The 25,380-nt window shown below is 29.6% G+C and carries 33 protein-coding genes; 30 read left to right on the top strand and 3 right to left on the bottom strand.

Going from position 1 to position 25,380, the window contains the following annotated elements; translation table 11 throughout:
* Positions 1 to 51 precede the first annotated feature (51 nt).
* The 14 genes from nifN (at position 52) to ACKU4C_RS14970 (ending at position 8,500) form a co-directional block, all read left to right on the top strand.
* Positions 52 to 1,350, top strand: coding sequence for a nitrogenase iron-molybdenum cofactor biosynthesis protein NifN (gene nifN, locus ACKU4C_RS15035; protein WP_321313417.1), 1,299 nt, complete (start codon positions 52 to 54; stop codon positions 1,348 to 1,350).
* Positions 1,340 to 1,717: a hypothetical protein gene (locus tag ACKU4C_RS15030; protein WP_321313415.1), complete on the top strand. Its 378-nt coding sequence runs from the start codon at positions 1,340 to 1,342 to the stop codon at positions 1,715 to 1,717. Before nifN ends, ACKU4C_RS15030 begins: the two co-directional genes overlap by 11 nt.
* A gap of 1 nt (position 1,718) precedes the next feature.
* Complete coding sequence (locus tag ACKU4C_RS15025) at positions 1,719 to 2,240, top strand: redoxin family protein (protein ID WP_321313413.1); 522 nt, start codon at positions 1,719 to 1,721, stop codon at positions 2,238 to 2,240.
* Complete coding sequence (locus ACKU4C_RS15020; protein WP_321313411.1) at positions 2,241 to 2,690, top strand: ankyrin repeat domain-containing protein; 450 nt, start codon at positions 2,241 to 2,243, stop codon at positions 2,688 to 2,690.
* Positions 2,674 to 3,924: a nitroreductase family protein gene (locus tag ACKU4C_RS15015; RefSeq protein ID WP_321313410.1), complete on the top strand. Its 1,251-nt coding sequence runs from the start codon at positions 2,674 to 2,676 to the stop codon at positions 3,922 to 3,924. Before ACKU4C_RS15020 ends, ACKU4C_RS15015 begins: the two co-directional genes overlap by 17 nt.
* A 1-nt stretch (position 3,925) precedes the next feature.
* Positions 3,926 to 4,228: a hypothetical protein gene (locus ACKU4C_RS15010; protein ID WP_321313408.1), complete on the top strand. Its 303-nt coding sequence runs from the start codon at positions 3,926 to 3,928 to the stop codon at positions 4,226 to 4,228.
* Positions 4,229 to 4,289: 61 nt separating this feature from the next.
* Positions 4,290 to 4,685: a NifB/NifX family molybdenum-iron cluster-binding protein gene (locus ACKU4C_RS15005; RefSeq protein ID WP_321313406.1), complete on the top strand. Its 396-nt coding sequence runs from the start codon at positions 4,290 to 4,292 to the stop codon at positions 4,683 to 4,685.
* Positions 4,685 to 5,113, top strand: coding sequence for a NifX-associated nitrogen fixation protein (locus ACKU4C_RS15000; RefSeq protein WP_321313404.1), 429 nt, complete (start codon positions 4,685 to 4,687; stop codon positions 5,111 to 5,113). Before ACKU4C_RS15005 ends, ACKU4C_RS15000 begins: the two co-directional genes overlap by 1 nt.
* Positions 5,114 to 5,134: 21 nt before the next feature.
* Entirely contained in the window at positions 5,135 to 5,656 is a 522-nt protein-coding gene (locus tag ACKU4C_RS14995) for a flavodoxin (protein ID WP_321313402.1), read from the top strand.
* A gap of 55 nt (positions 5,657 to 5,711) precedes the next feature.
* Positions 5,712 to 6,047 carry a nitrogenase-stabilizing/protective protein NifW gene (locus ACKU4C_RS14990; RefSeq protein WP_321313400.1) on the top strand — a complete coding sequence of 112 codons (336 nt, stop codon included), beginning with the start codon at positions 5,712 to 5,714 and terminating at the stop codon, positions 6,045 to 6,047.
* A complete protein-coding gene (locus ACKU4C_RS14985; RefSeq protein WP_321313398.1) occupies positions 6,037 to 6,447 on the top strand; it encodes a nitrogen fixation protein NifZ in 411 nt (136 codons plus the stop codon). Before ACKU4C_RS14990 ends, ACKU4C_RS14985 begins: the two co-directional genes overlap by 11 nt.
* An 88-nt stretch (positions 6,448 to 6,535) precedes the next feature.
* Positions 6,536 to 6,874: a hypothetical protein gene (locus ACKU4C_RS14980; protein ID WP_321313396.1), complete on the top strand. Its 339-nt coding sequence runs from the start codon at positions 6,536 to 6,538 to the stop codon at positions 6,872 to 6,874.
* 12 nt (positions 6,875 to 6,886) lie between these two features.
* Positions 6,887 to 7,183 (top strand): 2Fe-2S iron-sulfur cluster-binding protein, encoded by a 297-nt coding sequence (locus ACKU4C_RS14975; protein ID WP_320035640.1) that lies wholly within the window; start codon positions 6,887 to 6,889, stop codon positions 7,181 to 7,183.
* Positions 7,184 to 7,252: 69 nt separating this feature from the next.
* On the top strand, positions 7,253 to 8,500 hold the full coding sequence (locus ACKU4C_RS14970) for an RNA polymerase factor sigma-54 (RefSeq protein WP_321313393.1): 1,248 nt from the start codon (positions 7,253 to 7,255) through the stop codon (positions 8,498 to 8,500).
* Between the two features lie 35 nt (positions 8,501 to 8,535).
* On the opposite strand, the gene ACKU4C_RS14965 is transcribed toward ACKU4C_RS14970, so the two are convergent.
* From ACKU4C_RS14965 to ACKU4C_RS14955, 3 genes are read right to left on the bottom strand one after another with little or no spacing between them, the layout of a single operon-like run.
* Positions 8,536 to 9,042: a GNAT family N-acetyltransferase gene (locus tag ACKU4C_RS14965; protein ID WP_321313390.1), complete on the bottom strand. Its 507-nt coding sequence runs from the start codon at positions 9,040 to 9,042 to the stop codon at positions 8,536 to 8,538.
* Positions 9,043 to 9,050: 8 nt separating this feature from the next.
* Positions 9,051 to 9,674 (bottom strand): MOSC domain-containing protein, encoded by a 624-nt coding sequence (locus tag ACKU4C_RS14960; RefSeq protein ID WP_321313388.1) that lies wholly within the window; start codon positions 9,672 to 9,674, stop codon positions 9,051 to 9,053.
* Positions 9,675 to 9,683: 9 nt separating this feature from the next.
* Positions 9,684 to 10,934 (bottom strand): phospholipase D-like domain-containing protein, encoded by a 1,251-nt coding sequence (locus ACKU4C_RS14955; RefSeq protein WP_321313386.1) that lies wholly within the window; start codon positions 10,932 to 10,934, stop codon positions 9,684 to 9,686.
* Positions 10,935 to 11,349: 415 nt separating this feature from the next.
* Between ACKU4C_RS14955 and nifH the strand changes: the two genes are divergently transcribed.
* The 16 genes from nifH to nifT all read left to right on the top strand — a co-directional run bounded on the left by nifH (position 11,350) and on the right by nifT (position 25,300).
* A complete protein-coding gene (gene nifH, locus ACKU4C_RS14950) occupies positions 11,350 to 12,258 on the top strand; it encodes a nitrogenase iron protein (protein WP_321313384.1) in 909 nt (302 codons plus the stop codon).
* A 62-nt stretch (positions 12,259 to 12,320) separates the two neighbouring features.
* Positions 12,321 to 12,680, top strand: a complete 360-nt coding sequence (locus ACKU4C_RS14945; protein WP_321313383.1) for a hypothetical protein — start codon at positions 12,321 to 12,323, stop codon at positions 12,678 to 12,680.
* 31 nt (positions 12,681 to 12,711) lie between these two features.
* A complete protein-coding gene (nifD, locus tag ACKU4C_RS14940) occupies positions 12,712 to 14,169 on the top strand; it encodes a nitrogenase molybdenum-iron protein alpha chain (RefSeq protein WP_321313381.1) in 1,458 nt (485 codons plus the stop codon).
* Positions 14,170 to 14,180: 11 nt separating this feature from the next.
* Positions 14,181 to 15,728 carry a nitrogenase molybdenum-iron protein subunit beta gene (nifK, locus tag ACKU4C_RS14935; RefSeq protein WP_321313379.1) on the top strand — a complete coding sequence of 516 codons (1,548 nt, stop codon included), beginning with the start codon at positions 14,181 to 14,183 and terminating at the stop codon, positions 15,726 to 15,728.
* A 138-nt stretch (positions 15,729 to 15,866) separates the two neighbouring features.
* Positions 15,867 to 16,649 (top strand): TOBE domain-containing protein, encoded by a 783-nt coding sequence (locus ACKU4C_RS14930; protein ID WP_321313377.1) that lies wholly within the window; start codon positions 15,867 to 15,869, stop codon positions 16,647 to 16,649.
* A 23-nt stretch (positions 16,650 to 16,672) separates the two neighbouring features.
* On the top strand, positions 16,673 to 17,419 hold the full coding sequence (gene modA, locus ACKU4C_RS14925) for a molybdate ABC transporter substrate-binding protein (RefSeq protein ID WP_321315891.1): 747 nt from the start codon (positions 16,673 to 16,675) through the stop codon (positions 17,417 to 17,419).
* Positions 17,416 to 17,817, top strand: coding sequence for a TOBE domain-containing protein (locus ACKU4C_RS14920; RefSeq protein WP_321313374.1), 402 nt, complete (start codon positions 17,416 to 17,418; stop codon positions 17,815 to 17,817). The genes modA (ACKU4C_RS14925) and ACKU4C_RS14920 overlap by 4 nt, the downstream gene beginning before the upstream one ends.
* Complete coding sequence (gene modB, locus ACKU4C_RS14915) at positions 17,810 to 18,502, top strand: molybdate ABC transporter permease subunit (protein WP_321313372.1); 693 nt, start codon at positions 17,810 to 17,812, stop codon at positions 18,500 to 18,502. Before ACKU4C_RS14920 ends, modB (ACKU4C_RS14915) begins: the two co-directional genes overlap by 8 nt.
* A 29-nt stretch (positions 18,503 to 18,531) precedes the next feature.
* Positions 18,532 to 18,879, top strand: coding sequence for a DsrE family protein (locus ACKU4C_RS14910; RefSeq protein WP_321313370.1), 348 nt, complete (start codon positions 18,532 to 18,534; stop codon positions 18,877 to 18,879).
* Positions 18,876 to 19,730 (top strand): ATP-binding cassette domain-containing protein, encoded by an 855-nt coding sequence (locus ACKU4C_RS14905; protein WP_321315890.1) that lies wholly within the window; start codon positions 18,876 to 18,878, stop codon positions 19,728 to 19,730. The genes ACKU4C_RS14910 and ACKU4C_RS14905 overlap by 4 nt, the downstream gene beginning before the upstream one ends.
* 10 nt (positions 19,731 to 19,740) lie before the next feature.
* Positions 19,741 to 20,445 (top strand): molybdate ABC transporter substrate-binding protein, encoded by a 705-nt coding sequence (gene modA / locus ACKU4C_RS14900; protein ID WP_321313368.1) that lies wholly within the window; start codon positions 19,741 to 19,743, stop codon positions 20,443 to 20,445.
* A 1-nt stretch (position 20,446) separates the two neighbouring features.
* Entirely contained in the window at positions 20,447 to 21,127 is a 681-nt protein-coding gene (gene modB / locus ACKU4C_RS14895; protein WP_321313366.1) for a molybdate ABC transporter permease subunit, read from the top strand.
* A gap of 56 nt (positions 21,128 to 21,183) precedes the next feature.
* On the top strand, positions 21,184 to 22,032 hold the full coding sequence (gene modD / locus ACKU4C_RS14890) for a ModD protein (protein WP_321313364.1): 849 nt from the start codon (positions 21,184 to 21,186) through the stop codon (positions 22,030 to 22,032).
* Between the two features lie 260 nt (positions 22,033 to 22,292).
* On the top strand, positions 22,293 to 23,402 hold the full coding sequence (locus ACKU4C_RS14885; RefSeq protein WP_321313362.1) for an aldo/keto reductase: 1,110 nt from the start codon (positions 22,293 to 22,295) through the stop codon (positions 23,400 to 23,402).
* Positions 23,403 to 23,413: 11 nt separating this feature from the next.
* Entirely contained in the window at positions 23,414 to 25,060 is a 1,647-nt protein-coding gene (locus ACKU4C_RS14880) for an FAD-dependent oxidoreductase (protein ID WP_321313360.1), read from the top strand.
* 30 nt (positions 25,061 to 25,090) lie between these two features.
* On the top strand, positions 25,091 to 25,300 hold the full coding sequence (gene nifT, locus ACKU4C_RS14875) for a putative nitrogen fixation protein NifT (RefSeq protein ID WP_321313358.1): 210 nt from the start codon (positions 25,091 to 25,093) through the stop codon (positions 25,298 to 25,300).
* Positions 25,301 to 25,380 lie beyond the last annotated feature (80 nt).

Here is a 25,380-nt window from a genome sequence, read left to right as displayed (position 1 = left end):
TATTCTTTAGGAACACTTTTTGCATAAAAATAAAAAAATAGAGGAAATAACATGGAAGCAATTAGCTCAAAACCATTACAATTAAATCCAATCAAATTATCTCAACCAATGGGTGCTATGTTATGCTTTTTAGGTATAAAAAATTGTATGCCTCTGATGCACGGAGCACAAGGTTGTGCTTCTTTTTCAAAAGTATTTTTCACAAGACATTTTAACGACCCAATTGCAGTACAAACAACAGCAGTAAACGATATTACAGCAGTTATTGACGGGGGAGACTATTCAATATCTGAGTCAATAAAAAATATTACAAGTAAAGTAAAACCTGATTTAGTAGGACTTTTTACCACAGGACTTACAGAAACAAAAGGTGATGATATAAAAGGTGCAACTATATTACTTCAAGACCAACAAACAATTTGTCATGTAAACACACCAGATTTTGAAGGTTCTATTGAGAGTGGTTTTGCAAAATCTATTGAAGCAATAATTGACCAATTAGTAACTGCATCGGATACCATTGATACTCAAAAAGCAGTAATAATACCAAATGTAAATATTAAACCAATAGAGATTGAAAAAATAAAAGATACAGTTGCTTTATTTGGATATGAAGTTGTTGCATTACCAGATTTAAGTGATTCTTTAGATGGTCATCTAGGTTTAAAACAAGGAGCTCTCAGTTCTGGCGGTATTTCAGTAGAAGAGATTAAAGAGTTAGCAACAGCCTCTTTAGTGATAACAATTGGTAGTAGTGTAAAAAAAGCTGGACAAAAATTAAATGAAAAAAATGAAAAAATCAATCTTTTCCATTATGATTCATTAGGTGGATTAGAAAATAGTGACAAATTTTTTAAAGACTTATGTACAGTAAAAAAGGTTTCTACACCTCATCCAAGTATTGTAAGATGGAGAAAAAGATTACAAGATGCTCTTTTAGATACTCACTTTGCTTTAGGAAGTTCATCTGTAGTTTTAGCTTTAGAGCCAGATCAATGTATCTCTATAGCTAATACGATAATAGAAGCAGGAGCAAATATCAAAGCAATAATTACAACACATAAAAATGATTTATTAGATGATATAGAGTGTGAAAATCTTCTAATTGGGGATTTTGAAGATGTTGAGAAATACTTAGAAGATAGTGAAATATTAATATCAAACTTTCATGGAGAAAGATACACTATGAAACATAAAAAAGCATTGATGTTAAGAGGTTTTCCTGATTATGAGGGGGTAGGAAACCAACTTAAAAATGACATCCTTTATGAAGGAAGTGCCTACTTACTTTTTGAGATGGCAAATATCATAAATAATCATAGACATGAGATAAATCATGATGAGCATTAATTTACAAAGACCTATTGTTCCTGCTATAGGATTACAAATGATAAATGGAAAAACAAGACTTTTAGGTATCCCTAAAGAAAAAGTTCAAGTTGTAATGACTTTACCAAAAATAGAAGAATTTAATGAACAATTAAATGAAGCTATCGAATTTTTTAAAGATAGAGCTGATTCATTTATAATCACTTCTAGCTCAAAAGAGGAGTGTAAAAAAACAATTGAAGAGTTTGATTTAAAAGAGAATCTTATATCAACAGAATATAAAGATTTTTCAAAAGTATTTCAAATACTTGATGAAAATAAAGATTTAAGAAAATCATTAATGATAATTGATACAAACTGTCAAATTACCCATAAGGATATTTTATAAAATGGAAGTTAAATATAAAAAAGAAGTTTATAAGTTAGGGAAAAAAGAGAGAAAAGTTGAAAGTGAAGCACCAGCAGTAAGAGTTAAAATGGTAGGTGGTGAGACAAAAGTTATAGGGATGATGGCTCCAAAAACACAAGTTATGATCACATTACCTTGTATAAAAGCATATAACAATGGTTTACACAATATTATCGAAGAGTATTCATCTAAAGCTGTAGTTTATATTATTACCAAAAGTAGTGATGAAAACGTAGAAAAAGTAAAAAATGCTTATTCTATAGATGAAAATTTTATTTCAAATGACTTTAAAGATTTTTCTCTTAAGTTTGGAGTAAATATGAATGAAGAACTTATTGCAAAATCTTTATTTGTAATAGATAAAGAGGGTGTTATTAAATATAAACAAATACCAACGAATATTGAAACAAGTTTTGATTTAGATGAGTTTAAATCAGCCCTTCATGAAGTTGTGAACTTTAAACAAAAAGGTCATACACATGAGAATTGGATGGGTGCATAAATGTCATTTACTGAAAATTTAAGAACATGGCTTAGGGAAAATAATTATGATATTAATGATTTAAATAAGCAAGGCAAACATGGAAACTCAGCTGTAATGAAAGCAGCAAGAGAAGCTAATACTCCAATAGTAAAAGAGCTTATAGGAAAAGGTGCGAATCTTGATATTAAAAATGTAGATGGAAATACAGCATTATGGAATGCATGTTTTGGTTCATCTTATGATTGTTTTTATGCACTTATTGATGCGGGAATAAATATAAACTCAATGAATGACAATGGAGTAACAGCACTAATGTATTGTGCAAGTGCCGGGAAAGATGACTTTGTAAAACTATTGATTGAAAATAAGGCTGATGTAACTTTAGAGAATCTAGATGGGTTTAAAGCAATTGATCTTGCTGTAACTCCAAAAATATTTAAAATGCTGAAGAATGCAACAGTTTCATAAGAAAACTGATATAACATTTAAAAACTCCTTTGAGCAAACCCAATTTATTGATTGGAGAACTCAACCAAGGAGCTATAAACTCTATCCAAATTTTTTTAGAAGATACAATATTAATGAATATGAAGAACTAAAATTCATAAAAAATTTTGGGAAAATTACAACAACAAAAAAATATGGAAAGGAAGAAGTAAGTTTAAGAGCAAATCCTAGTGCAGGAGGACTCTATCCTTGTGAAATTTATATTCAAATTAGAGGAATAAAAGGGTTTTTATCTGGTATTTACCATTATGAACCATTAAATAATAATCTTACTTTAATACATGAACTAAGTAATGATGGACTTGAATACTATTTTGATACAGATTCAAAAAAATTCATTTTTTTGATTAGTAATGTTTATTTTAGAAGCTCATGGAAATATGAAAATAGAGCAAATAGATATTTACTTTTAGATACAGGGCATCAATTAGCTTCTATATTTACCTCTTTAAAAGCTGAAAATATAAAATTTGAATTTGAATTTAATTTTGATAAAAAAAATCTAAATAAAGAGTTTGGATTTGATTCCCAAGAGTTTTTTCAATGTGCTATTTTAATAGACAATGAAAAAGATACAAAACCTAAACAGTTAAGAGAACCCCTTATAAGCGTTGCTCCATCAGATTATTTTATTAAAAACAAATTTTTAGAAGAGTTTATACAAAAACTAGAAAATGAAAAATTTGAGGAGCAAATAAAAGCTTCAATCTTTGAAGAGTTAAAAATGAAAAATATTCAAAACTCTATTGATAAAAGAAGATCTATTAGAGGTTTTAAAAAAGAGTCCATATCAAAAGAAGAGTTTGATGAAATTACAAAAGATATTTTTTCAATTGCAAGTAAAATTAATATAGACCTATATTTTATAAATAATAATATAAAGAGTATGAAACAAGGTATTTACAAAAATGTAACATTGATTCAAGAGGGTGATTTTAAAGCTATTGGAACAAAATTAGCTTTTAATCAAAGGCTTGGTGGAGATAGTTGCTTTACACTATTTTTTACAGCAAATGAAAAAAGCAACTATATTATAAGCTATATTTTTTCAGCTTTTTTAGCACATATAATAAACTTAAAATGTGCAAATTTAAATATTGGATGCACTGGCATAGGTGCATATTTTGATGAGGAATCAAAAAAAATATTAAATACAACAAACAATATACTTTATCTACAAGCTATAGGAAAATAAAATGAGTAAAGAGACCTATTTAAATATTTATAAAAAATATGATTTATATAGAAGTGATATCTATATGTTAACAGAAAAAAAGCCTGCAGAGATATTTTTTCTATTTGAAGAGATATGTGAAGAACTTGTAGAGCAAAGAGCTATAAATAGGCAAATTCCTCCTGAATTTATTAAAAATGCTCAACTATTTTTAGGACAAAATACTTTTATAAATGTTTATTTTTCTTTTATAGATAATAGAGCCTTTTTTCTAAGTGATTTAATCGATTTTCTAGCTTTAATTAAATCTGCAAAAAAAATTTAAAAACCTATTTTTATAGTGGAACACTTTTTGCATATCTCCTAATAAATTAAAGGATGATGCCATGAGTAATATTAAAATAACTTCAAACACGTCAGGTGAGGGTATGATCAAAGTAGCTTTTGCTACTAAAGATTTAGAAAATATTGATTCACACTTTGGAAGTGCAAAGCAATTTGCAGTCTATGAGATAAGTAAAACTTCTACAAATATGAGTGAAATAAAAAAAGTTACAGAAAAAGATACAGATAAGACTGTAGCACTATTAGATGGTATTGATATTGTATATTTTACAAATGTTGGAGCTATAGCTGCTGCAAAACTTATTAATAGTGGTATTTTTACAATCAAATATAAAGAAGAAGTTGGGATTGAGCAAGAAGTAAAAAAACTTCAAGATATGTTAAATGGTAACCCGCCCCCTTTTATCAAAAAAATTATTGAAAAGAAGGCTGCGTAATGGATGCTAAAAAAGTTTTTGTTGATACATTAATCGGTCAAATTAGAGCCTTAGACCAATTTGGCACATGGGTAAATAAATCTAATGAAGATTTATTACAAGAGAAATATGTAAGAACAAAAGAACAATTAAAAGAGATTCCAATTATTGCAGATATTGATGAGATGCAAACACAAGATATTAGACTTATATACCAAGCAGTAGCACTTGCTTTTGAAAAGATGACAGGGATTATGTGTTCTGTTGTAATGGAGATGAGTCATGAAGGTTTTGGTAGAGTTGTAGTTTTTGCAAATGATATTGTGTTGTGTGATAAAGGCTTTAAAGATGCTCATAGATTTTCATTTAGGACTTTAGAGAAACTTGAAGAAGAGGGTGAAAAGCTACTTACTAAAGCTCAAGAAAGATATAAAAAATATAAAAGCTAAAAAAGAAGAAGGAGAAGAATAATGGCTAAGATTGGAATTTTTTGTGGAACTGCTGGTGGAACGTCAATGGCTGTGGCGGATGCATTAGCTGAGGCTTTTGGAATTGAAGAAGATGATGTAATCAATATGGAAGAAGATTTTGATGATATTGAACAATTTGAAGACTATGATGTATTATTTATAGGAAGTTCAACTTGGGGACAAGGTGATGTACACTTTTCATGGGTTGACCCTCAATTAGAAATGGAAGATGAAGAGGTAGACTTATCTGGAAAAACTGTGGCATTTTTTGGAGCTGGAGATAGTGTAAAACATGGTGAGCATTTTTGTTCAGCATTAGGAAAATTACATAAAACATTTACATCTTTAGGAGCAAAGGCTGTTGGTTCTGTAGAAAAAGATGGTTACTCTTATGAATTTTCTCTTGCAGAAATGGATGGAAAACTTTGTGGATTAGCAATTGATAACCACAATGAAGAAGATAAAACTGAAGAAAGAATTGAAAACTGGATTTCAAACTTAAAGGGACAAATACCCGCATAAATATCGATTTTTAATCTTTTTTCTAGATTAAACAAATAAGTAAAAGGAGTTAATTATGGCAACTGTAGAAGATTTTTATAAACTAAGAGATACAGAAGATTATTTTAGATTTTTTAATATCGATTTTGATCAAGCATTAATCAATGTAAAAAGATTTCATATGATGAAAGAGTATGGAACTTTAATCAAAAAAGGTATTGGAACTATTACTGATGAAAATAAGCTTCTTGAATTTTTAAAGTTCTCACTTTTAAGAGTTTATGGTGATTATAAAAATGGCCATGCTCCAAGCGCAGCAGATGTTTGGAATATGTATGAAACAGGGAAATTAGAAGGTTGTTCTTCATGTGGAACAACAGGAACTTCAACTGGAGGTTCTTGTGGCTGCTAAAGGTATAAACCATGATGAAATAGTTAACCCCAATACTTATCTTCACGATAGTGTTACGGCAAGTAGATCAGGGAAAGATGAAGATAGTGCAAAATTTGGTGTGGGACAAAAAGTTAAACTTATTAAAGAGATTGTAAATGATGGAACTTATCCTCACTCTCCAATAGGTACTCTTATGATGCCTGCTGGAGCGATTGGTTATATTAAATCAATTGGAGAATTTCTTCAAGTTATTCGTGTATATGAAGTTCATTTTTTAGGTGTAGAAGAAGCACCTGTAGAAGTAGTTGGCTGTAGAGAAAATGAACTTGAAGCTATGGAAGACTATAGAAACGAAGTTGACGAAGAACTTGAGTTTATGAGAAAACATAGAGAGAAGCATTACAGTAAAGAGGATTAATACTTCCAATACCAAGTCAAATGAAAGAGTTTAAAGAACTTTTTCGTATGGCTTGGTATAAAACCAATCTAAGGAAAGGAGAAGAGATATGGCAAAAGTTATTTTTATGCATTTTGATACTAAAACTGATGGTGTTTATGATGCTAAAATCGGTGAACCAATTGTAAGATTAGCAAAAGAAAAAGGTGTTCCAGTACCTTCTGATACTAAAGATTATTCTAAATGTTTAATCACTGTTGAGAATCTTGCAGATGAAGAACCAACAAGTTATATGGAGGATGAAGAGTTAGATCTTCTTGTACAATATGGGGCTATTACAGCTGATGAAGCAGAACAATGTCAACAATTTACAATTAGCCCAAAAGTTAGAATAGCGCCTATGATGCTTGTTAAAGGTGATATTTTAGTAAAACCATTTAAAAAATAGTAAGGAAACAAAATGACAACAAGAGTAGAAATTATTAATGACTTTTTAGCAATAAACGTTAAACCAGGAAGTACAATTCAAGATGTAGTTGAAGCTTCAGGTTCAGCTTTACCATTCGGATGTAGAGATGGTGAGTGTGGTACTTGTGTAGTAGAAGTTGAGCAAGGTATGGAATTTTTATCTGAAATCAATGAAAAAGAAGTAAAAGTTATTAAAGAAGCTTGCGCTGGTACTTGTACTGATAACACAAGACTTTCATGTCAAATGAAAGTTGTTAAACCAAATGGTGTAGTTAGAATTAAATACTAATTACAAAAATAGACAGAAAATAAACAGAGAATTGCCTAAATCCTTTGTGGGTTTGGGCATAATACTTTAATGGCACCTACATTATCAACCTCAGTTGCTCAAAAGCAAAATCTTAATTTATCTTTGAAGATGTGGCTTCCTATGCTACAAACTTCACTTCAAGACCTAGAGAAACATCTAAAAAATGTCTCTTATGAAAACCCATTTTTAGAGATTAAAAAACCAAAAGAGTTTTATAACAATTTTATGCCTCAAGGAACAAGTGGAGAATTTATTGAATCACTTGCTTTATACAGTGAATCTTTAAATGATAAAATAAGTGAACAAATATGCGCACCAAATTTTCCTACACCAAACTCTCAAAAAGTTGCATTAGAAATTCTTTGCGATATAAATGAAGAGGGGTATTTTGAAGGTGATATAGAAAAGATAGCAATTACTTGTAATGTCTTTAAAGAATATGTAGAGTCTATTAGACAACGATTTTCAAGATTAGAACCAGCTGGTATTGGAGCAATTAATTTATCAGAATCATTTCTTTTTCAATTAGATGCTTGTGATAAAAAAATTGATGATGAACTATATAATTTTATTAAAAAAATCATAAAAGATATAGCTCATCTTGATAAATATGCAGCACATCATAGATTTGAAGATGCAAAAAATGTAATAAAATATTTTAATAACCCACCTGCAGTTGATTATATAAATACAAATGTACAAATTATTCCAGATTTTTATGTTGATATTGGTGAAGATATAAATGTAAAAATCAATCATGCTTATTATCCAGATATTGAAGTAAAAGATCCTTTTTCATCTAAAAATGAAACAATAAAAGAGAAACTAAAAGAAGCAAGAGACTTAGTAAATCTGTTAAATTTACGAAAATCAACTCTTTATAAAATCGTTTTATTAATTGTTGAAAAACAAATTGGTTTTTTTGTAGGTGGAGAACTTAAACCCTTCTCAATGCAAGAATTAGCAAAAGAGTTAGGATTTGCAGAATCAACAATCAGTAGAGCTGTTGCAAATAAATATATAGAGTGTAGTTTAGGTATTTTTCCATTAAAACACTTTTTTACAAACGCAGTAAACAATAAAGATTTATCTTCATCACAAATAAAAAGTTATATAAAATCACTAGTAGAGTATGAAGATAAAGAGACTCCTTTAACAGATCAACATATCTTAGAAATGATATTTGAAAAGTTCGATTTAAAAATGGTTAGACGTACTATTACAAAATATCGAAAGATGCTAGATATTCCATCATCTAAAGAGAGAAAGAAACTCTACAAAGTTGAAAATCTATAAGAGAAAATTTACAAGAGTATAGATAGGATTTATTATTAAAAATCCAAAATATAAACTTTCCTATCTCCTCTATTTTTGGTACTTACAGTTTTAATATATTCTAATCCAAGTTTTTTTAAACACTTTATTGAGGAGGTATTTTTCTTATGTGCTAAAGCTAAAACTCTTTTTTCTTTTAAAGTATCTTTTACAAAATCGATTTGGGCTTGACCTATTTCAGTTGCAAAACCTTTATTCCAATAGTTTTTACCTAAAATAAAACCAAACTCATAATCTTTTTTTCCCAAATAATCACACTCAATAACTCCTGCTAAACCAATTATTTGTTTCTTCTCTTTCTCTTCTATAATAGACAATCCAAGATTTGAATCAAAATTACAATTTTGTTTTATAAAATTTTCCACTTCTAAAAAAGTTTTAAATTCATTTCCAAAAGTGTACTTTACAACCTCTTTATCAAGAAAAACAAGATTGTATAAAGTCTTTATATCACTAAGAGTAAGGGTTCTAAGTTTTAATCTTTTTGTTTCTAAAATTGTCAACTTTTCACCTATGAATTATTTTTCCCAAGTCTTTTTAAAAAATCTTTTTTATAAGACTTGGCAAGAGAGTCAAGATTTAATATATCTTCAATAATACTTCTATCATCTGGAACATGTTTAAGATAATTTGACAAATCTTTTATTGTAAGATTTGATACTCTTTTTTCCAAAATCATTTCGTCATTAACTTTAATTGTTCCCTCTTTTAAAACTCTGACATACCAACCAGTAGCTAAGTTTTTTACAATATATCTATTAATATCTTTTCCAAATATAATACCAATTTTCCAACAAGGTTGTCTAGGTTGGGTAACTTCTAGTATAACTTCACCAACTTTATAAATATCCCCTACACATACCGTATCTTCTGTTAGCTCCTCAACTACAATATTACAACCTATAAACAATTTATCAAAACTTGGATTCTCATCTAAGTGAAACCCACTACCAATATGAATAGCTTTATCTTCACCTCCATGAAATCTTTTGTCTACTTGAAAATCTCCACTAAGACCCATTTTATCAACTTTTATTGAATCTACAAAGTTATCTTTTTTATAAGCACTTTCAAACTCTTCATGCTTTTTAAGATATTGCTTTGCTTTTCCTGTAGCAATACTTCTTATTTTCATTAATATCCTTTATAATTGTGGGGCTATAACTCTCATAAGATTCTCAGAAATCACTTTTAATCTAGAAGCTTTATTTATTCCAATTACTGAATTATCAATAAGTTGTTCCATCCAGTTTTCTATATTTGATACTGTTTCATATGAAGAAACAAAAGTTGAAACCTCATAATTTAAAAATAAACTTCTATTATCTAGATTTACACTTCCTATCATTGCCCACTTATTATCAAATAAAATAGCTTTTGCATGTAACATTGGTCCTCTATAAAGTAAAACATCAATCTCATTTTCTTGTAGCTCCCGTAAAAAAGAGTTCCTAGCTAAATCTGCAACAATATGATTTGATTTATTAGGAGTGATTAACTTGATATCTACTCCCTTATGTTTTGCAATAATCAAAGCTTTACTCAGAGTTTCATTTGGTATAAAATATGGTGTAACTATCCATATCCTTTCTTTAGCAGAAAATATTTTATTTAAAATTGTTTCATACAAAATATCAGTTTTTACATCTGGTCCACTTGGAAGAACTTTAATTTTATCATTACCATCTTCATACATAGGTATCAAGTCAAAAGTTAATCTCTCTTTTGTAGCATAATACCAATCAGAAGCAAAAATTGTAAAAAAATCTTCAACACATCTTCCTTTGCAAGAAAATAAAATATCTTCCCACCTATTTCTTATATACTCTTTTCCAAAGTATTCTTTTGAAAGGTTTATCCCTCCACTTAATACTTTTTGGTTATCAAAAATATAAATCTTTCTATGATTTCTCAAATTTATATAGTTTCTAAAAGGTATTTTGAATATCGGCATAAAAAATTCAATCTCAACACCTAATTGTTTTAAACCTTGTAATCTTCTTTGAAAAAAATAAGTAGATAAAGAACCTAAAGAGTCAATCAAGATTTTAATCTTTACTTGCTCTTTAGCTTTTTGTTCAAGTAACTCAATAATCTCTTTAGTAACATCATCATATTTAAAAAGGTAAGTACAAATATAAATATTTTTTTTAGATTCAATTATAGATTTTTTGAACTCATTATATGATTCTATATAATCAAAATAAAGATCAATTTTTCCATTAGCTGCACTATTATATATCCCAAATTCTGTACTGTCTTGAGAAAAACCTGCTTTTTCAACACTAATATTTTCCTCTTTATATTTACTTCTAACTTTTCTAGTACCAAAAATAAAATATAAAATAACTGCCAGATAAGGAACTAATATCATAAATAAAAGCCAAGCAATCATACTACTGGGTTCTCTTCTTTTATATAACATGTGAATTAATACTAATATAATAGTAAATTCTCTAAGAAAAATTAATCCGTATAAAATAAAATCTGAAAATTCCAACTTTTGCTTTGTCCTTCAATAACTCTAAATTGATTTTACACAAAATAACTTTTATATATTTCATTAAATTGTAAAAAGTTAAAAAAAGTATCAAATTCTTTTAAAATTTACAAAATTTACTTCACTTTTGCAGAAGTGTAAACAAGACAAAAAAACTCCTATTTGTGGTGGCTAGAGAATTTTTTATTTTTAAAAAGCCTATTTATTGGGCATTTTATATAAATTTCAAAATTTTTTTCAAAAAAAATATCCCTGTGGAACACTAAGTGCAATATTCATTTTCGTAAACATGAAAATTAAAGGAGATAAAATGTCAGATTTAAGACAAATAGCGTTTTACGGAAAAGGTGGGATTGGTAAATCAACTACATCTCAAAATACTTTAGCGGCAATGTGCCACTACTATGGTAAAAAAATTCTTATCGTTGGATGTGATCCAAAAGCAGATTCAACAAGATTAATTTTACATGAAAAAGCTCAATCAACAATTATGCAATTAGCTTCTGAAGCAGGAACTGTTGAAGACTTAGAATTAGAAGATGTATGTAAACCAGGTGCAGATGAATTCCACATGGATAATACTGATATTACTGAAGGTTATATTAACTGTACTGAATCTGGTGGTCCTGAGCCAGGTGTTGGATGTGCTGGTAGAGGTGTTATTACTGCAATTAACTTCTTAGAAGAAGAGGGTGCATATGATGATGAGTTAGATTTCGTTTCTTATGACGTTCTTGGAGACGTTGTTTGTGGTGGATTTGCTATGCCAATTAGAGAAGGTAAAGCTCAAGAGATTTATATTGTAATGTCTGGGGAAATGATGGCTATGTATGCAGCTAACAACATTTCTAAAGGTATTTTAAAATATGCAAATACTGGTGGAGTTAGACTTGCTGGTTTAATTTGTAATGCAAGAATGACAGATAAAGAGTATGACCTAGCAAAACACTTAGCAGAGCAAATTGGTACTCAAATGATTCACTTCGTTCCAAGATCTAACCACGTTCAAAGAGCTGAGTTAAGAAGAATGACAGTTGTTGAATTCAGTCCTAGTTCTGACCAAGCTATGGAATATAAAGAATTAGCTAGAAAAATTATCGAAAATGATTTAAAAGTTATTCCTGCTCCATTAGAAATGGATGACCTTGAAAACTTATTAATGGAATTTGGACTTGAAGAAGAAGTAGAAGAAGATGCAATTGGACAAAAAGAAGCGTAAGCCTCTTTGTCCTTTTGAGTAACGATTTAAAAAATAGAATAAAAAAATAGAAGGAGAATAAAATGTTTGTATGTGGATACCACTTCCCAGCTGATATGGGTAACAATGTAAGTTTTGATAAAGTAATAGAAAAAGTTGAAGAAGGTATAGAAGCAGCAGGTAAAACTGTAACTATAACAAGTGAAACTAGAGAAGGTGTTAAATTAGAAGAATTATCTATCCCAGAAGGTTCTTTCTTACACACTGCATTAGTAGATTACTATACTAACACTGAATGTGAAGAAAAAGATGGTTTCAAAATGATTTATTATACAAATAAATATCAAATTTCAGAAATTTCTAAATCAGTTGATGGTGATTCAACGAAAGCAATCTGTAAAAAATTAGATGATATGAATCTATACAGAGTGAAAGTAGCGTAAGCTTCTTTTCTCACCTAAAGAAGGAGAAAATATGGGACCAGAAACATTAGAGAGTCTACAAAAAGAAGCTATTGAGGAAGTATTATCTGCTTATCCTGCAAAAGCTGCAAAAAACAGAGCTAAGCACTTAGGTGTTGATACACCAGAAGGTGTTAAAGGTGCTTGTGATAAAACAAGATCAAACAAACAAACTGTACCAGGTGTTATGTCTCAAAGAGGTTGTGCTTATGCGGGATCTAAAGGGGTTGTTTGGGGACCAGTAAAAGATATGATTCATATCTCTCATGGACCTATCGGATGTGGTCAATACTCAAGAGGTGGTAGAAGAAACTACTACATTGGTACAACTGGTATTGATACATTCGTTACAATGAACTTCTCTACAGATTTCAATGAAAAAGACATCGTATTTGGTGGAGATAAAAAACTTAAAAAAGCTTTAGAAGAGATTGATGAATTATTCCCATTAAACAATGGTGTATCAATTCAATCTGAGTGTCCAATTGGTCTTATCGGTGACGATATCCAAGCGGTAGCAAAAGTACATAAAAAAGAGACTGGTAATCAAACAATTGCAGTATCATGTGAAGGGTTTAGAGGGGTTTCTCAATCTCTTGGTCACCATATTGCAAATGATATGATTAGAGACCATGTTATGCCAGACGCATCTCATAGAAAAGACTATGAAGCAACTGATTATGATGTATCAATTATTGGGGACTACAACATCGGGGGAGATGCTTGGTCAACAAGAATTTTATTAGAAGAGATGGGATTAAGAGTAATTTCACAATGGTCAGGTGATGCAACTTATAAAGAGATTGCAAACGGACCAAAAGCAAAATTAAACTTACTTCACTGTTATAGATCTATGAACTATATTTCTAGACATATGGAACAAGAGTTTGGTATACCTTGGATGGAATATAACTTCTTTGGGCCTTCAAAAACAACTGAGTCTTTAAGAAAAATTGCTTCATTTTTTGATGAATCAATTCAAGAAAAAACAGAAGCAGTTATTGCTAAATATACTAAAATGACTGATGAGGTTATTGCTAAGTATAGACCTATGTTAGAGGGTAAAAAAGTAATGCTTTATGTTGGTGGATTAAGACCAAGACACGTTATTGGAGCATATGAAGATTTAGGAATGGAAGTAATCGGTACTGGTTATGAGTTTGCTCACGGTGATGATTATAAAAGAACTAAACACGATATTGAAAGATCTACTCTTATCTATGATGATGTTAATGAGTATGAATTAGAAGAATTCGTTAAGAAGTTAAGACCAGACTTAGTTGCTGCTGGGGTTAAAGAGAAATATGTATTCCAAAAAATGGGATTACCATTTAGACAAATGCACTCTTGGGACTACAGTGGACCATACCATGGGTACGATGCGTTTGCAATTTTTGCAAAAGATATGGATTTAGCTATGAACTCTCCTGTTTGGGATCATACTACAGCTCCATGGGATAAAGAAGCGTAAGGAGAAGTAGGATGCAAGACGTAGAAAACATAGTAAACGGACAAAAATTATTTTTAAAACCTGAATATCAAGAGGTTCTAAAAAACAAAAAACAATTCGAAGGTTCAGCTGGTGCAGTTGCTCCTGAAAAAGTAGCAGAAATTGCTGAATGGACTAAATCTTGGGAATATAGAGAAAAGAATTTAGCAAGAGAAGCAATCACAGTTAACCCAGCTAAAGCTTGTCAACCATTAGGTGCTGTTATGGTAGGACTTGGTTTTGAAAACACTATGCCTTATGTTCATGGTTCTCATGGATGTGTTGCATACTTCAGAACATATTTTACTAGACACTTTAAAGAGCCAACTCCTTGTGTATCTGACTCAATGTCTGAATCTGCGGCTGTTTTTGGTGGTTTAGCAAATATGAAAGATGGTTTAAGAAACTGTAATGCTTTATATAAACCTGAAATGATTGCTGTATCTACTACATGTATGGCAGAGGTAATCGGTGATGACTTAAACGCTTTCATTACTGGTGCTAGAGAAGAAGCTGAAGGTGAATTAGATAATATCGAAATCCCTTATGCTCATACTCCATCATTCGTAGGATCTCATATTACTGGTTATGATAATATGATGAAATCTACTTTAGAGCAATTAAACCCAACTAAAGCTGAAAGAGTTTTAGATGAAGAAAGAATTAATATAATCCCTGGATTTGAACCATATTTAGGTTCTTTAAGAGAGATTAAAAATATTTCTAAAATGTTTGGTGACAAAATCATTATGATTGGTGACCATGAAGAGCAATGGGATACTGGAGCTGGTGAATATAAATTATATGCTGGTGGTACTAAAATCGCTGATGCTAAAACAGCAATCAACGCTAAAGCTACTATCTCTTTGCAAAAATATTCTACAGTTTCAACGGCTAAGACTATTAAAAACAAATGGAAACAAGATTATGTTACTTGTAATCCAATTGGTTTAAGTGGTACTGATGCATTTGTTATGACATTAGCTGAATTAACTGGTAAAGAGGTTCCAAGTGAACTTAAAAACCAAAGAGCTAGACTAGTTGATGCTATGCAAGATTCTTATCCATATATGCATGGTAAGAAATTTGCAATCTGGGGAGATCCTGACTTCTTATTAGGTCTTGTTTCTTTCTTAGTTGAAATGGGTTCAATTCCAACTCACATTGTATGTCACAATGCACCAAGAAAAGGTTGGAAAGAAGATATGGAAGCTATCTTAGAGAAATCTAACAGAGCTGATGAATGTAACATCTGGCCTAATAAAGACTTATGGGCATTAAGATCGTTATTATTTACAGAACCTGTAGATTTCATGATTGGTAATGTTTACGGTAAAGAGCTTTATAGAGATACTAAAATTCCATTAATCAGAATTGGTTTCCCAATTTTTGATAGACATCACTTACATAGATACTCTATGAGTGGTTATGAAGGTGGTATCAACTTATTAACTTGGATTACTAATGGTATCTTAGACCAATTAGATGAAGAGACAAAAAATATTGCTGAAACAGATTATTTCTTCGATGCAGTAAGATAATAATTTTTAAAAAACTAGGGGAAGACCTCTAGTTTTTTTTTAAAATAGCGTTATATACTAAGGAATATAATGATAATATATTTCTTAGTTTTTTTTAAAAATCGTTATATACTTAAAGATATAACAAAAGGATAAAAAGTGGAAATATCATCAAGTTTAACTCTTGAATTGCTAAATCAACCTTTTTTATTAGAAAAAAGAATAGATCTTTTATTTGCTATTAAAAAATGTGGTTCAATAAGCAAAGCAGCAAAAGAGGTACCAATGAGTTATAAAAAAGCTTGGGAAGCAATTAATACTATGAATAACCTATCATCTAATCCAGTTGTTCAAACAGAAACAGGAGGAAAAGGTGGAGGGGGTACAAGTTTAACTCAATATGGAGAAAATATACTTAAAACCTATCTTGTATTAAAAAAGGAACATAATAAGTTTTTAAATAACTTAAAAGAGATGGCGGATATAGATACTGGTACCTTAAAAAATATTAGGAGATTGGCTATGCAAATAAGTGCAAGAAATCAAATAAGTGGAATAGTTGAATATATAAATGAAGGTCGTGTTAACGCAGAAGTTTTTATAAAACTTAAAAGTGGTTATACCCTAGTTTCAAATATAACTAAAGGTGCAGTAACTAACCTTGGACTTAGTGTAGAAGATGAAGTAACAGCTATTTTTAAATCAAGTACTGTACTTTTAACAACAGATTTTACACTTAACATTAGTGCCAGAAATAAATTTCAAGGAATCATTGAAAGTATTCATGAAGGTGAAGTTAATTCAGAAGTTATCATAAATATCGGAGGAAGCGACAAAATTGCATCCGTTATAACCTCAAGCTCAATAAAAACACTGGGATTAAAAGAGGGAAGTGAAGTTAGTGCCGTAATAAAAGCTAGTGATATTATGGTTGGTAAATAAATTTATTATAGGAGAAAAAAATGATTAAAAAGATTTCGTTAGGATTACTTTTATTAGTAAGTAGTGTGTTTGCAGATAAAATAAATATAGCAGTTGCTGCAAATGTTAGTTATGCAATTAGTGAATTAAAAGCTGAATTCAACAAAATTTATCCAGATATTGAAGTGCATGAAACACTTACAAGTAGTGGAAAGCTAACTGCCCAAATCAAAAATGGAGCACCATATGACCTGTTTATGGCAGCAAATATGAAATATCCAAATGCTTTATATAAAGATGGTTTAGCAGTTACAAGACCTTTAATTTATGCACAAGGTTCCTTAGCATATCTAAGTAATAAAAAACTTGATTATTCAAAAGGAATAAATCTTGTAACCCAATCAAATATTGAAAAAATTGCAATTGCAAATCCAAAAACTGCACCGTATGGAAAAGCAGCAGTTGAAGCCATGACAAATGGTGGAGTATACGATAAAATAAAAGGAAACCTTGTATATGCAGAATCTATTTCACAAACAGTTACTTATGCACTAACAGCTACAGATGTAGGTTTTATTGCAAAATCAACACTGTATAGTGATAAAATGAAACAGTACAAAAAAGGTGTAAATTGGGAAGATGTAGATTCAAAACTTTATACACCAATTAATCAAGGAATTGTTCTATTAAAAAGAGCAGAGAATAATCCTAGTGCAGCTGCTTTTTATACATTTATGTTAAGCAGTAAAGCTAAAAAAATATTAAATGATTACGGATATTTAGTACCATGAATAAAATAGTTGCAACTATTTCTCAAATTCACAATATTGATAACCTCAATATTGTGGAATTTGATTTTGAAAATATGAAATTGAAAATGATGAGTCTTGATTTATCAAATGATATTAAAGTTGGACAAAAAGTTATTTTAACAGTAAAACCAACAAATGTTGCAATGGCAAAAAACTTGCAAGGGGACTTAAGCTATTCAAATCAAATACCAACAGATGTAGAAAAGATTGAAGAGGGAAAACTTTTAACAGTAGTTAATACTAAAACAAAAAATACTAAACTACAATCTATTTTTACAAGCTCATCTTTAAAAAGAATGAATATAAAACAAAATGATAAAGTTACACTTTTATTTAAAGCAAGTGATTTATCAATATTGGAAGTGATTAATGATTGAAATATTAAAAAGCCTAGAGTTTGAACCTTTTTTACTATCTTTTAAATTAGCAGGAATTACAACTTTGATTTTGTTTGTAATAGCATTACCACTAAGTTGGTACTTATCACAAACAAAATCAAAATTAAAACCATTTTTAGAAGCATTAACAGCACTTCCTATTGTTTTGCCACCTTCTGTTTTAGGTTTTTATATTCTTTGGGCTTTATCACACAACTCCCCTTTAGGAGTATTTTTTGAAGAGTTATTTGGATATAAACTTGTATTTAACTTCACAGGACTTGTAATAGCTAGTTGTTTTTATTCTTTACCTTTTATGGTTCAACCTATGCAAAGCGGTTTTGAAAGTGTAAATAAAAATATGTTAGAAGCTAGCTTTATAGCAGGAAAAGGGAAAATACAAACTTTATTAAAAGTTGCTCTACCAAATATAAAACCCTCACTACTTACTGCAATTATTGTAACTTTTGCCCATACAGTAGGTGAGTTTGGAGTTGTACTTATGGTAGGTGGAAGTATCCCCGGAGAAACAAAAGTGGCATCAGTTGCAATTTATGAATTTGTTGAGATTATGGATTATACAGCAGCTCATGTATATAGTGCAATAATGGTGGTCATAAGTTTCTTGGTACTTTTATGTGTATATATTTTTAATCACAAACAAAATAAAAAGCTTGGACTTTAGTCTTATACTTGACAATACAAGGATAATATATGAAAAAGAAAAATTTACTACTTATAATTTCAACAGATAATGTTGATTCAATATTAAAATTTCCATTACTTTATGGTGGAGTATCAATTCCAAGAGGATATTGGAAAAGAGTTCATATTATGTTTTGGGGAGCTTCTATTAAAGTTGCAGCATCAAAAAAGAAAATAAGAAAAGAGATTAAACAGATGCAAAAAAATGGTGTAGAGTTTAGCTCATGCATTGTTTGTGCTGAAGAGTATGGGGTAGTTAAGTCTTTAGAAAAAATAGGAATAAGATGCAACCATACAGGTGAACTTTTAAATAAAGCATTACAAAATGACAAATTATGGGCAACACTAACAATATGATAAAAATAGATATAAACAAACAATTACATGGCTCTACAGGAAAAATGGATTTAAATGTAAACCTTGAGATAAAAAATAGAGACTTTGTTGCATTGGCAGGAGTAAGTGGAAGTGGGAAAACAACACTTCTTAGAATACTTGCTGGACTAGAAAATGCAAAAGGAACTTTAGAGGTTGATAATGAGATTTGGCTTGATGAAAAGTTTTCACTCCCTCCTCAAAAAAGAAAAATAGGTTTTGTTTTTCAAGATTATGCACTCTTTCCAAATATGACAGTTTTGGATAACCTCTTATATGTAACAAAAGATAAAAAGTTAGCAAACTATTTACTTGAGATTACAGAATTGAAAGAACTATCAGAAAGGTTACCAAATAGTTTAAGTGGAGGTCAAAAACAAAGAGTAAGTCTTTGTAGAGCTATGATGAACAAACCAAAGCTTTTACTAATGGATGAGCCTTTATCTGCACTAGATCCAAGTATGAGAACTAAACTTCAAAATGAGATTTTACAACTGCATAAAGAGTTTAATACCACAACAATAATGGTAAGCCATGATCCAAGTGAAATATATAGATTAAGTAATAGAGTTATTGTTTTAAACCAAGGTCAAATGATAAAAGATGGAAAAGCAAAAGATATTCTACTTCAAACAACTGGGAGTGCAAAGTTTTCTTTAGAAGGAGAGCTTCTAGATATAACAAAAGTTGATGTGATTTATGTTGCTATTGTAGCTATTGGGCAACAAATTGTTGAGATTGTAATTAGCAGTGAAGATGCTCAAGATTTAAAAGTAGGAGAAAAAGTAAATGTAAGTACAAAAGCTTTCGCTCCAATGATAAGACAAAATTAAAGGGGATAAAATGTTAAAAAAAATATTTATATTAACACTTATATTTACTGTTTTTGTAAATGCAGAAGATTTAAAGATTGCTTCTGGTGCAGGTTATAAAAAAGTAGTTCTAAAAGTAATAAAAGAATATGAAAAAAATGGAAAAAATATAGACGGTTTCTTTGGAAATATGAGACAAGTATCTACTCAAGCAAAACAAACTGATATTGATTTAGTTATTGGAGACAAAAACTTCTTATTAAATAAAAGTGGTCTTGATATAAAAAACTATAATTCTTTAGGAAAAGGAAAAGTTGTTATTGCCTTCCCTAAAGACACAATACTTACTTCATCAAAAGACTTATTAAAAAAAGAGATAAAAAAAATTGCAATGCCTCAACCTAAAAAAGCCATTTATGGAATTGCTGGTTTAGAATTTCTAAAAAATGAGCAACTTTACAAAAATGTAAAAGATAAATTATATGTAGTTGCAACTGTGCCCCAATCCTTAACTTACATACTTACAAAAGAAGTTGATGCTGCAATTATAAATCTAACTGTAGCCCTAGAAAATAAAGATAAGATAGGTGGATATATTGAAGTAAATCAAAATAGTTATTCCCCTATTGAAATTATAGCAGCTAAAACTACTTCGTGTAAAGATGAGTGTGAAAAGTTTTTAGAGTTTATGCAATCTACTAAAGCAAAAGAGATTTTTAAAGCTTACGGACTGTAAAATGGAAGCTATAGCCTTAGAACAAATATCAAATCCTCTTTGGCTAAGTTTTAAAACCCTTTTTGTCACACTTATATTATTTTTACTTTTAGGGGTTCCAATTTCATACTTATTAACTAAAAAAGAGCTTCCTTTTAGATGGCTTTTAGATACTTTAGTTACATTGCCTTTGGTATTTCCTCCTATTGCTGTAGGTTTTTTTCTTCTTTTGCTTTTAGGAAAAGAGAGTTTTATAGGGAAAATACTTCTACAAGTTGATATTGAGATAATTTTTAGTTTTACAGGAATTATAATTGCAGCATTTATTGCAGGGCTTCCACTAATGGTTAAACCATTGCAAGCAAGTATAGAACAGTTTCCAAAAGAGATAAAAGAAGCTTCTTACTTAAGTGGTAAATCAAAAATATTTACATTTTTGTTTATAATACTACCAAATGTAAAAAATGCCTTAATTATTGCATTATTAATTTCATGTGCCAGAGCATTAGGTGAGGTTGGAATTACACTAATGCTAGGGGGCAATATTATTGGCAAAACAGATACTATATCTTTAGCCATATATAATGCAGTATTTGATGGAGAATATAACTTAGCAATGGTTTTGAGTGGAATATTAGTATTTATATCCCTTTTATTTTTTTTGGCACTTAATTTTTTTGAAAAAAGAAAAAAAGTATTATAATATTGCTAATTATCTAAAAAACAAATGATACATTAAAACAAATTTATAGAGGTAACATGTTTAACTTATCTACAACCGAATTAGAAAAATACATACAAGATGACATCCCATACGATGATTTAACCACAAGTTTACAAAATTGTAATAACAAAAAAGCCCAGCTTGAAGTTTATACAAGAGAGGATATTATTGTATCTTGTACAGAAGAGGCAGCAAAAATAGCCAAACTACTTAATTGTGAAGTTGAATATTATGTTAAGAGTGGATTACAAATATCCAAAAATGATATTTTATTAAGATATAATGGTTTCTATGAAGATATACACAAAGCCTGGAGATTAACACAAATATTACTTGAATACAGTTGTAAAATCTCAACTCAAGCATCAAAAATGAAACAATTAATAGATGAAGTAAACCCTTCATGTGAACTTCTAATAACAAGGAAAACTTTTCCTTTTTCAAAAAGATTTTGTATAAAAGCAGCTATTGCTGGTGGAGCAATGCCCCATAGACTAGGTTTATCTGAGTCAATTTTATTTTTTGATGGGCATAGACTTTTATATAAAGATTCTCAAGAGTTTTATAATGATATAAAAAGAGTTAAAAAAGTCTCTTCTGAAAAGAAAATTGCAGTTGAAAGTGAAGATTATGAAGATTGTCTAAAGTTAATGAAAGCAGGAGTAGATACCTTACAATTAGACAAAATCGACTTTCAAACTTTAAAAAAACTTGTTTCATACAAAAATGTAAACTTTCCAAATATAAAGATTTTAGCTGCTGGAGGAATTAATTTATCAAATGTAAAAGATTATGCTTCTTGTCAAATAGATGGGGTAGTTACTAGTTCAGTTTATGTAAGTGGAATGGCAAATTTAAGTAGTAATATAAAGATTATAGAGTAGAGGAATGTATATTGCAATAACTCTAAAAAAACATGGAGTTACCAATGGATATAGAAAAAGTACTATTCCCTTTAGTTTTAATTGCTTATATTACCCTCGCTATTTTATACGCAAATTATAAACATAAAAAGAACTAAATTTTATGGAACACTTCTTGCATATAAATTAATACCTTTTGTAAATTAGATTTAAAAGAGTAAGGAATTCAATGCCCCTTGCTCTTTTATTTTTTACAAATACTAAAAAAGGAATAGATTCTTATGCAAGTGGCAACTACAGAAGCAACACTAAATTATGCTAAAAAATTTTCCAATTATAAAGATTTTTATATAAAACATAATGACTTAATTTTTTCAAAACTTGGACTTGGAACATTTAATAAAGAACCTTATAAAGAAGAAAACTATGTATTTCATTATATTGAAGCCGTTAAAGAATCAATCAAAAAAGGTATTAATCTAATTGATACTGCAAGTAATTATAGATATGGACAAAGTGAAAAAGAGATAGGTATTGCATTAAAAGAATTATATGAAGAAGATAGTGTAAAAAGAGAAGAATTAATAATATGCTCAAAAGGTGGGTTTATTCAACTTGATTACCCATTTCCAGAGAATCCATATGAATGGATAAATGAAAATATAATAAAAGCTAAATTAGCAACACAAGATGATATAGAATTAGACCAACACTGTCTAAGTGCAGATTTTATAGAGTGGTCATGTAGAAGATCATTAGAAAATATAGGTATTGATACTTTTGATATCTATTATCTACATAATCCAGAAATTCAATTATTAAAATTAGGAAATGACAAGTTTCTAAAAAAAGTAGAGTCTATATTTAAACGATTTGAAAAAATGGTTAATATGGGACTTATTAAATATTATGGTGTAGCTGTATGGAATGGTTTTATTAGTGAAATACGTGAAGAAAATATAAACTTAGAAGATTTAGTTAAAATTGCCAAAAAAGTTGGTGGAGAGAATCACCACTTTAAATATATTCAAACACCATTCAATATAGGTAAAACTTCAATTTACACCTTACCTTCTCAAACTGTAAAAGGTGAAGAATGTACTTTATTACAAGCTGCACACAGACTTAAAATAGGTGTAATTTCAAGTTCATCTTTACTTCAAATGAATCTATTTAAAAAATCATTCAAAGCAGAAACTGGTTACCTACTAGATCCTAAAATGATTTTGAAAAATGATATTCAATTAGCACTACAATTTGTACGTTCAACGCCAGGGATTATAAGCTCACTTTTTGCATCAAAAGCACCAATTCATATTAGAGAGAATTTAGAGATAACAAAAATTAAAATAACTCCTAGAGCAAACTACGACTTAATGTATAGAGTATAAAAGGTTATTATATGATATATGATGTAATAGTTGTAGGTGGAGGTGTAGCAGGGCTTATGGCTGCAATTGAAGCTAAAACAGATACAAATAGAGTAGCTATTATCACTAAAGGCAATATCTTTAAATCAAATTCAGCAATGGCAAGTGGTGGAATAAATGCTGTATTAGACCCAGAAGATAAATCTGCTTTGGAATCACATATTGAAGATACTTTTAAATCATCAAAAGGATTAGGGGATAGAAAAAATATAACCTATATGTGTAAAAGATCTTCTGAAATTATCTCAAAATTAGTTTCTTATGGAGTTCCTTTTCAAAGAGATGAAAAAGGAAATATTGAACAAAGACCATTTGGTGGAGCAGGAATAAATAGAACTTGTTATGTAGGGGATAAAACAGGTAGTGCAATTACTCAGTCTTTAATAAAAAAAGCAAAAGAGTTAGGGATAAAATTTCTTGTAAATACCTATGTGATGAATATTATTAAAGATTCAAATAGAGTATGTGGAGTTATCTCCTTAAGAAGATTAGATTCTACAGTTTTAGTTTATCCTGCAAAATCAGTTGTATTAGCTGGGGGAGGTTATGCAGGAATATATAGAGGAAATTCTACAAATGCACAAGATTATACAGGAGACCTTTTAGCAGTTGCTCTAAGAGCAGGGCTTACCTTAACAGATATGGAATTTGTACAATTTCATCCAACAGGTATTGCTAAAACAAATTACCTTGTAACTGAAGCCGCTAGAGGTGAAGGGGGATATCTAATCAATAGTGAGGGTGAAAGATTTGTAAATGAACTTGATACAAGAGATAAAATTGCAAAAGCTATTTTGGAACAACAAAACAAAGGACAAAAAGTTTATCTTGACCTAAGACATATTGGATTAGAAAAAATCCAAAAAAAGTTGCCCTCTTTATACACAGTAGCTTTTAATCAAGTAGGTATTGATATAAGTAAAGAACTACTTGAAATAAAACCTGTTGCCCACTATACAATGGGTGGTGTTTTATGTGATATGACCCAAACAAAAATAGAGGGGCTTTATGTTTGTGGAGAGATGTCTGCAAATAAAATACATGGAGCTAATAGATTAGGAGGAAATTCACTTCTTGAAGGAACAGTTTTTGGAGAACTTGCTGGACAAAAAGCTTTAGAGTTTTCAAAAAAGCATGAATTTTCAACTATTGATTACAATCTCGTAATCAAAGATATTCTTAATGTAGATAAAATTTTTGCAGGTGAAACATCAAAAAACTTTAATGCAATAAGAGTTTCATTAGGAAACTCCATGTTTAAATATGTAGGTATATTAAGAACTAAAGAGAGTTTAGTGAAAGCCTTTGATTATATTAAATACCTTAGAAACCAGTCTTACTCTTTACACTGTATAAATAAAGAAAGAAGAAATAATGTTGAACTTATCTCTATTTTAGAGTTAAGAAATGCCCTAGAGGTTTCAGAAGCAGTTATTTTAGCAGCTAAAAAAAGAAAAGAGAGTAGAGGTGCACATCACAGAAGTGATTATGAAGAAACAAAAGAAAAGTACACCAAACATATTTTAATAAAAGAGATTAAAAAAGGTTTCTTCAAATTAGAACTAGAAGAAAAAGATCTCTTAAACAAAATAAGAGAACTTATTATCAATAAACACTAGAGTGTAATTTAACTTAAAAAAGGAGAAGATATGGCAAAAGTAATGCTTAGAGAAGATAGTGGTGTGATATATTTTTATGTTGCAAAAAAAGATATGGAAGAAACAATTGAATCTTTAGAATTTGATACTGAAGAAAACTGGGGTGGAGAAGTTGAACTTTCAAATGGTGAAACTTGGTGGATACAACCAGGGCCTAAAAACTTACCAAAAGAAGAAGTTTGTAAAAAGATAGCTGACTAATCATTCATTGGGTATTTTATAGACATGACTAGCTGTAAATACCCTAATTTTTATACTATAATATAATAACTATACAATCT

The organism is Halarcobacter sp. (genome assembly GCF_963676935.1).
Taxonomy (GTDB): Bacteria; Campylobacterota; Campylobacteria; order Campylobacterales; family Arcobacteraceae; genus Halarcobacter.
The sequence above is the reverse complement of the archived record's forward strand: the minus strand, read 5'-3'. Positions and strand labels throughout refer to the sequence as shown.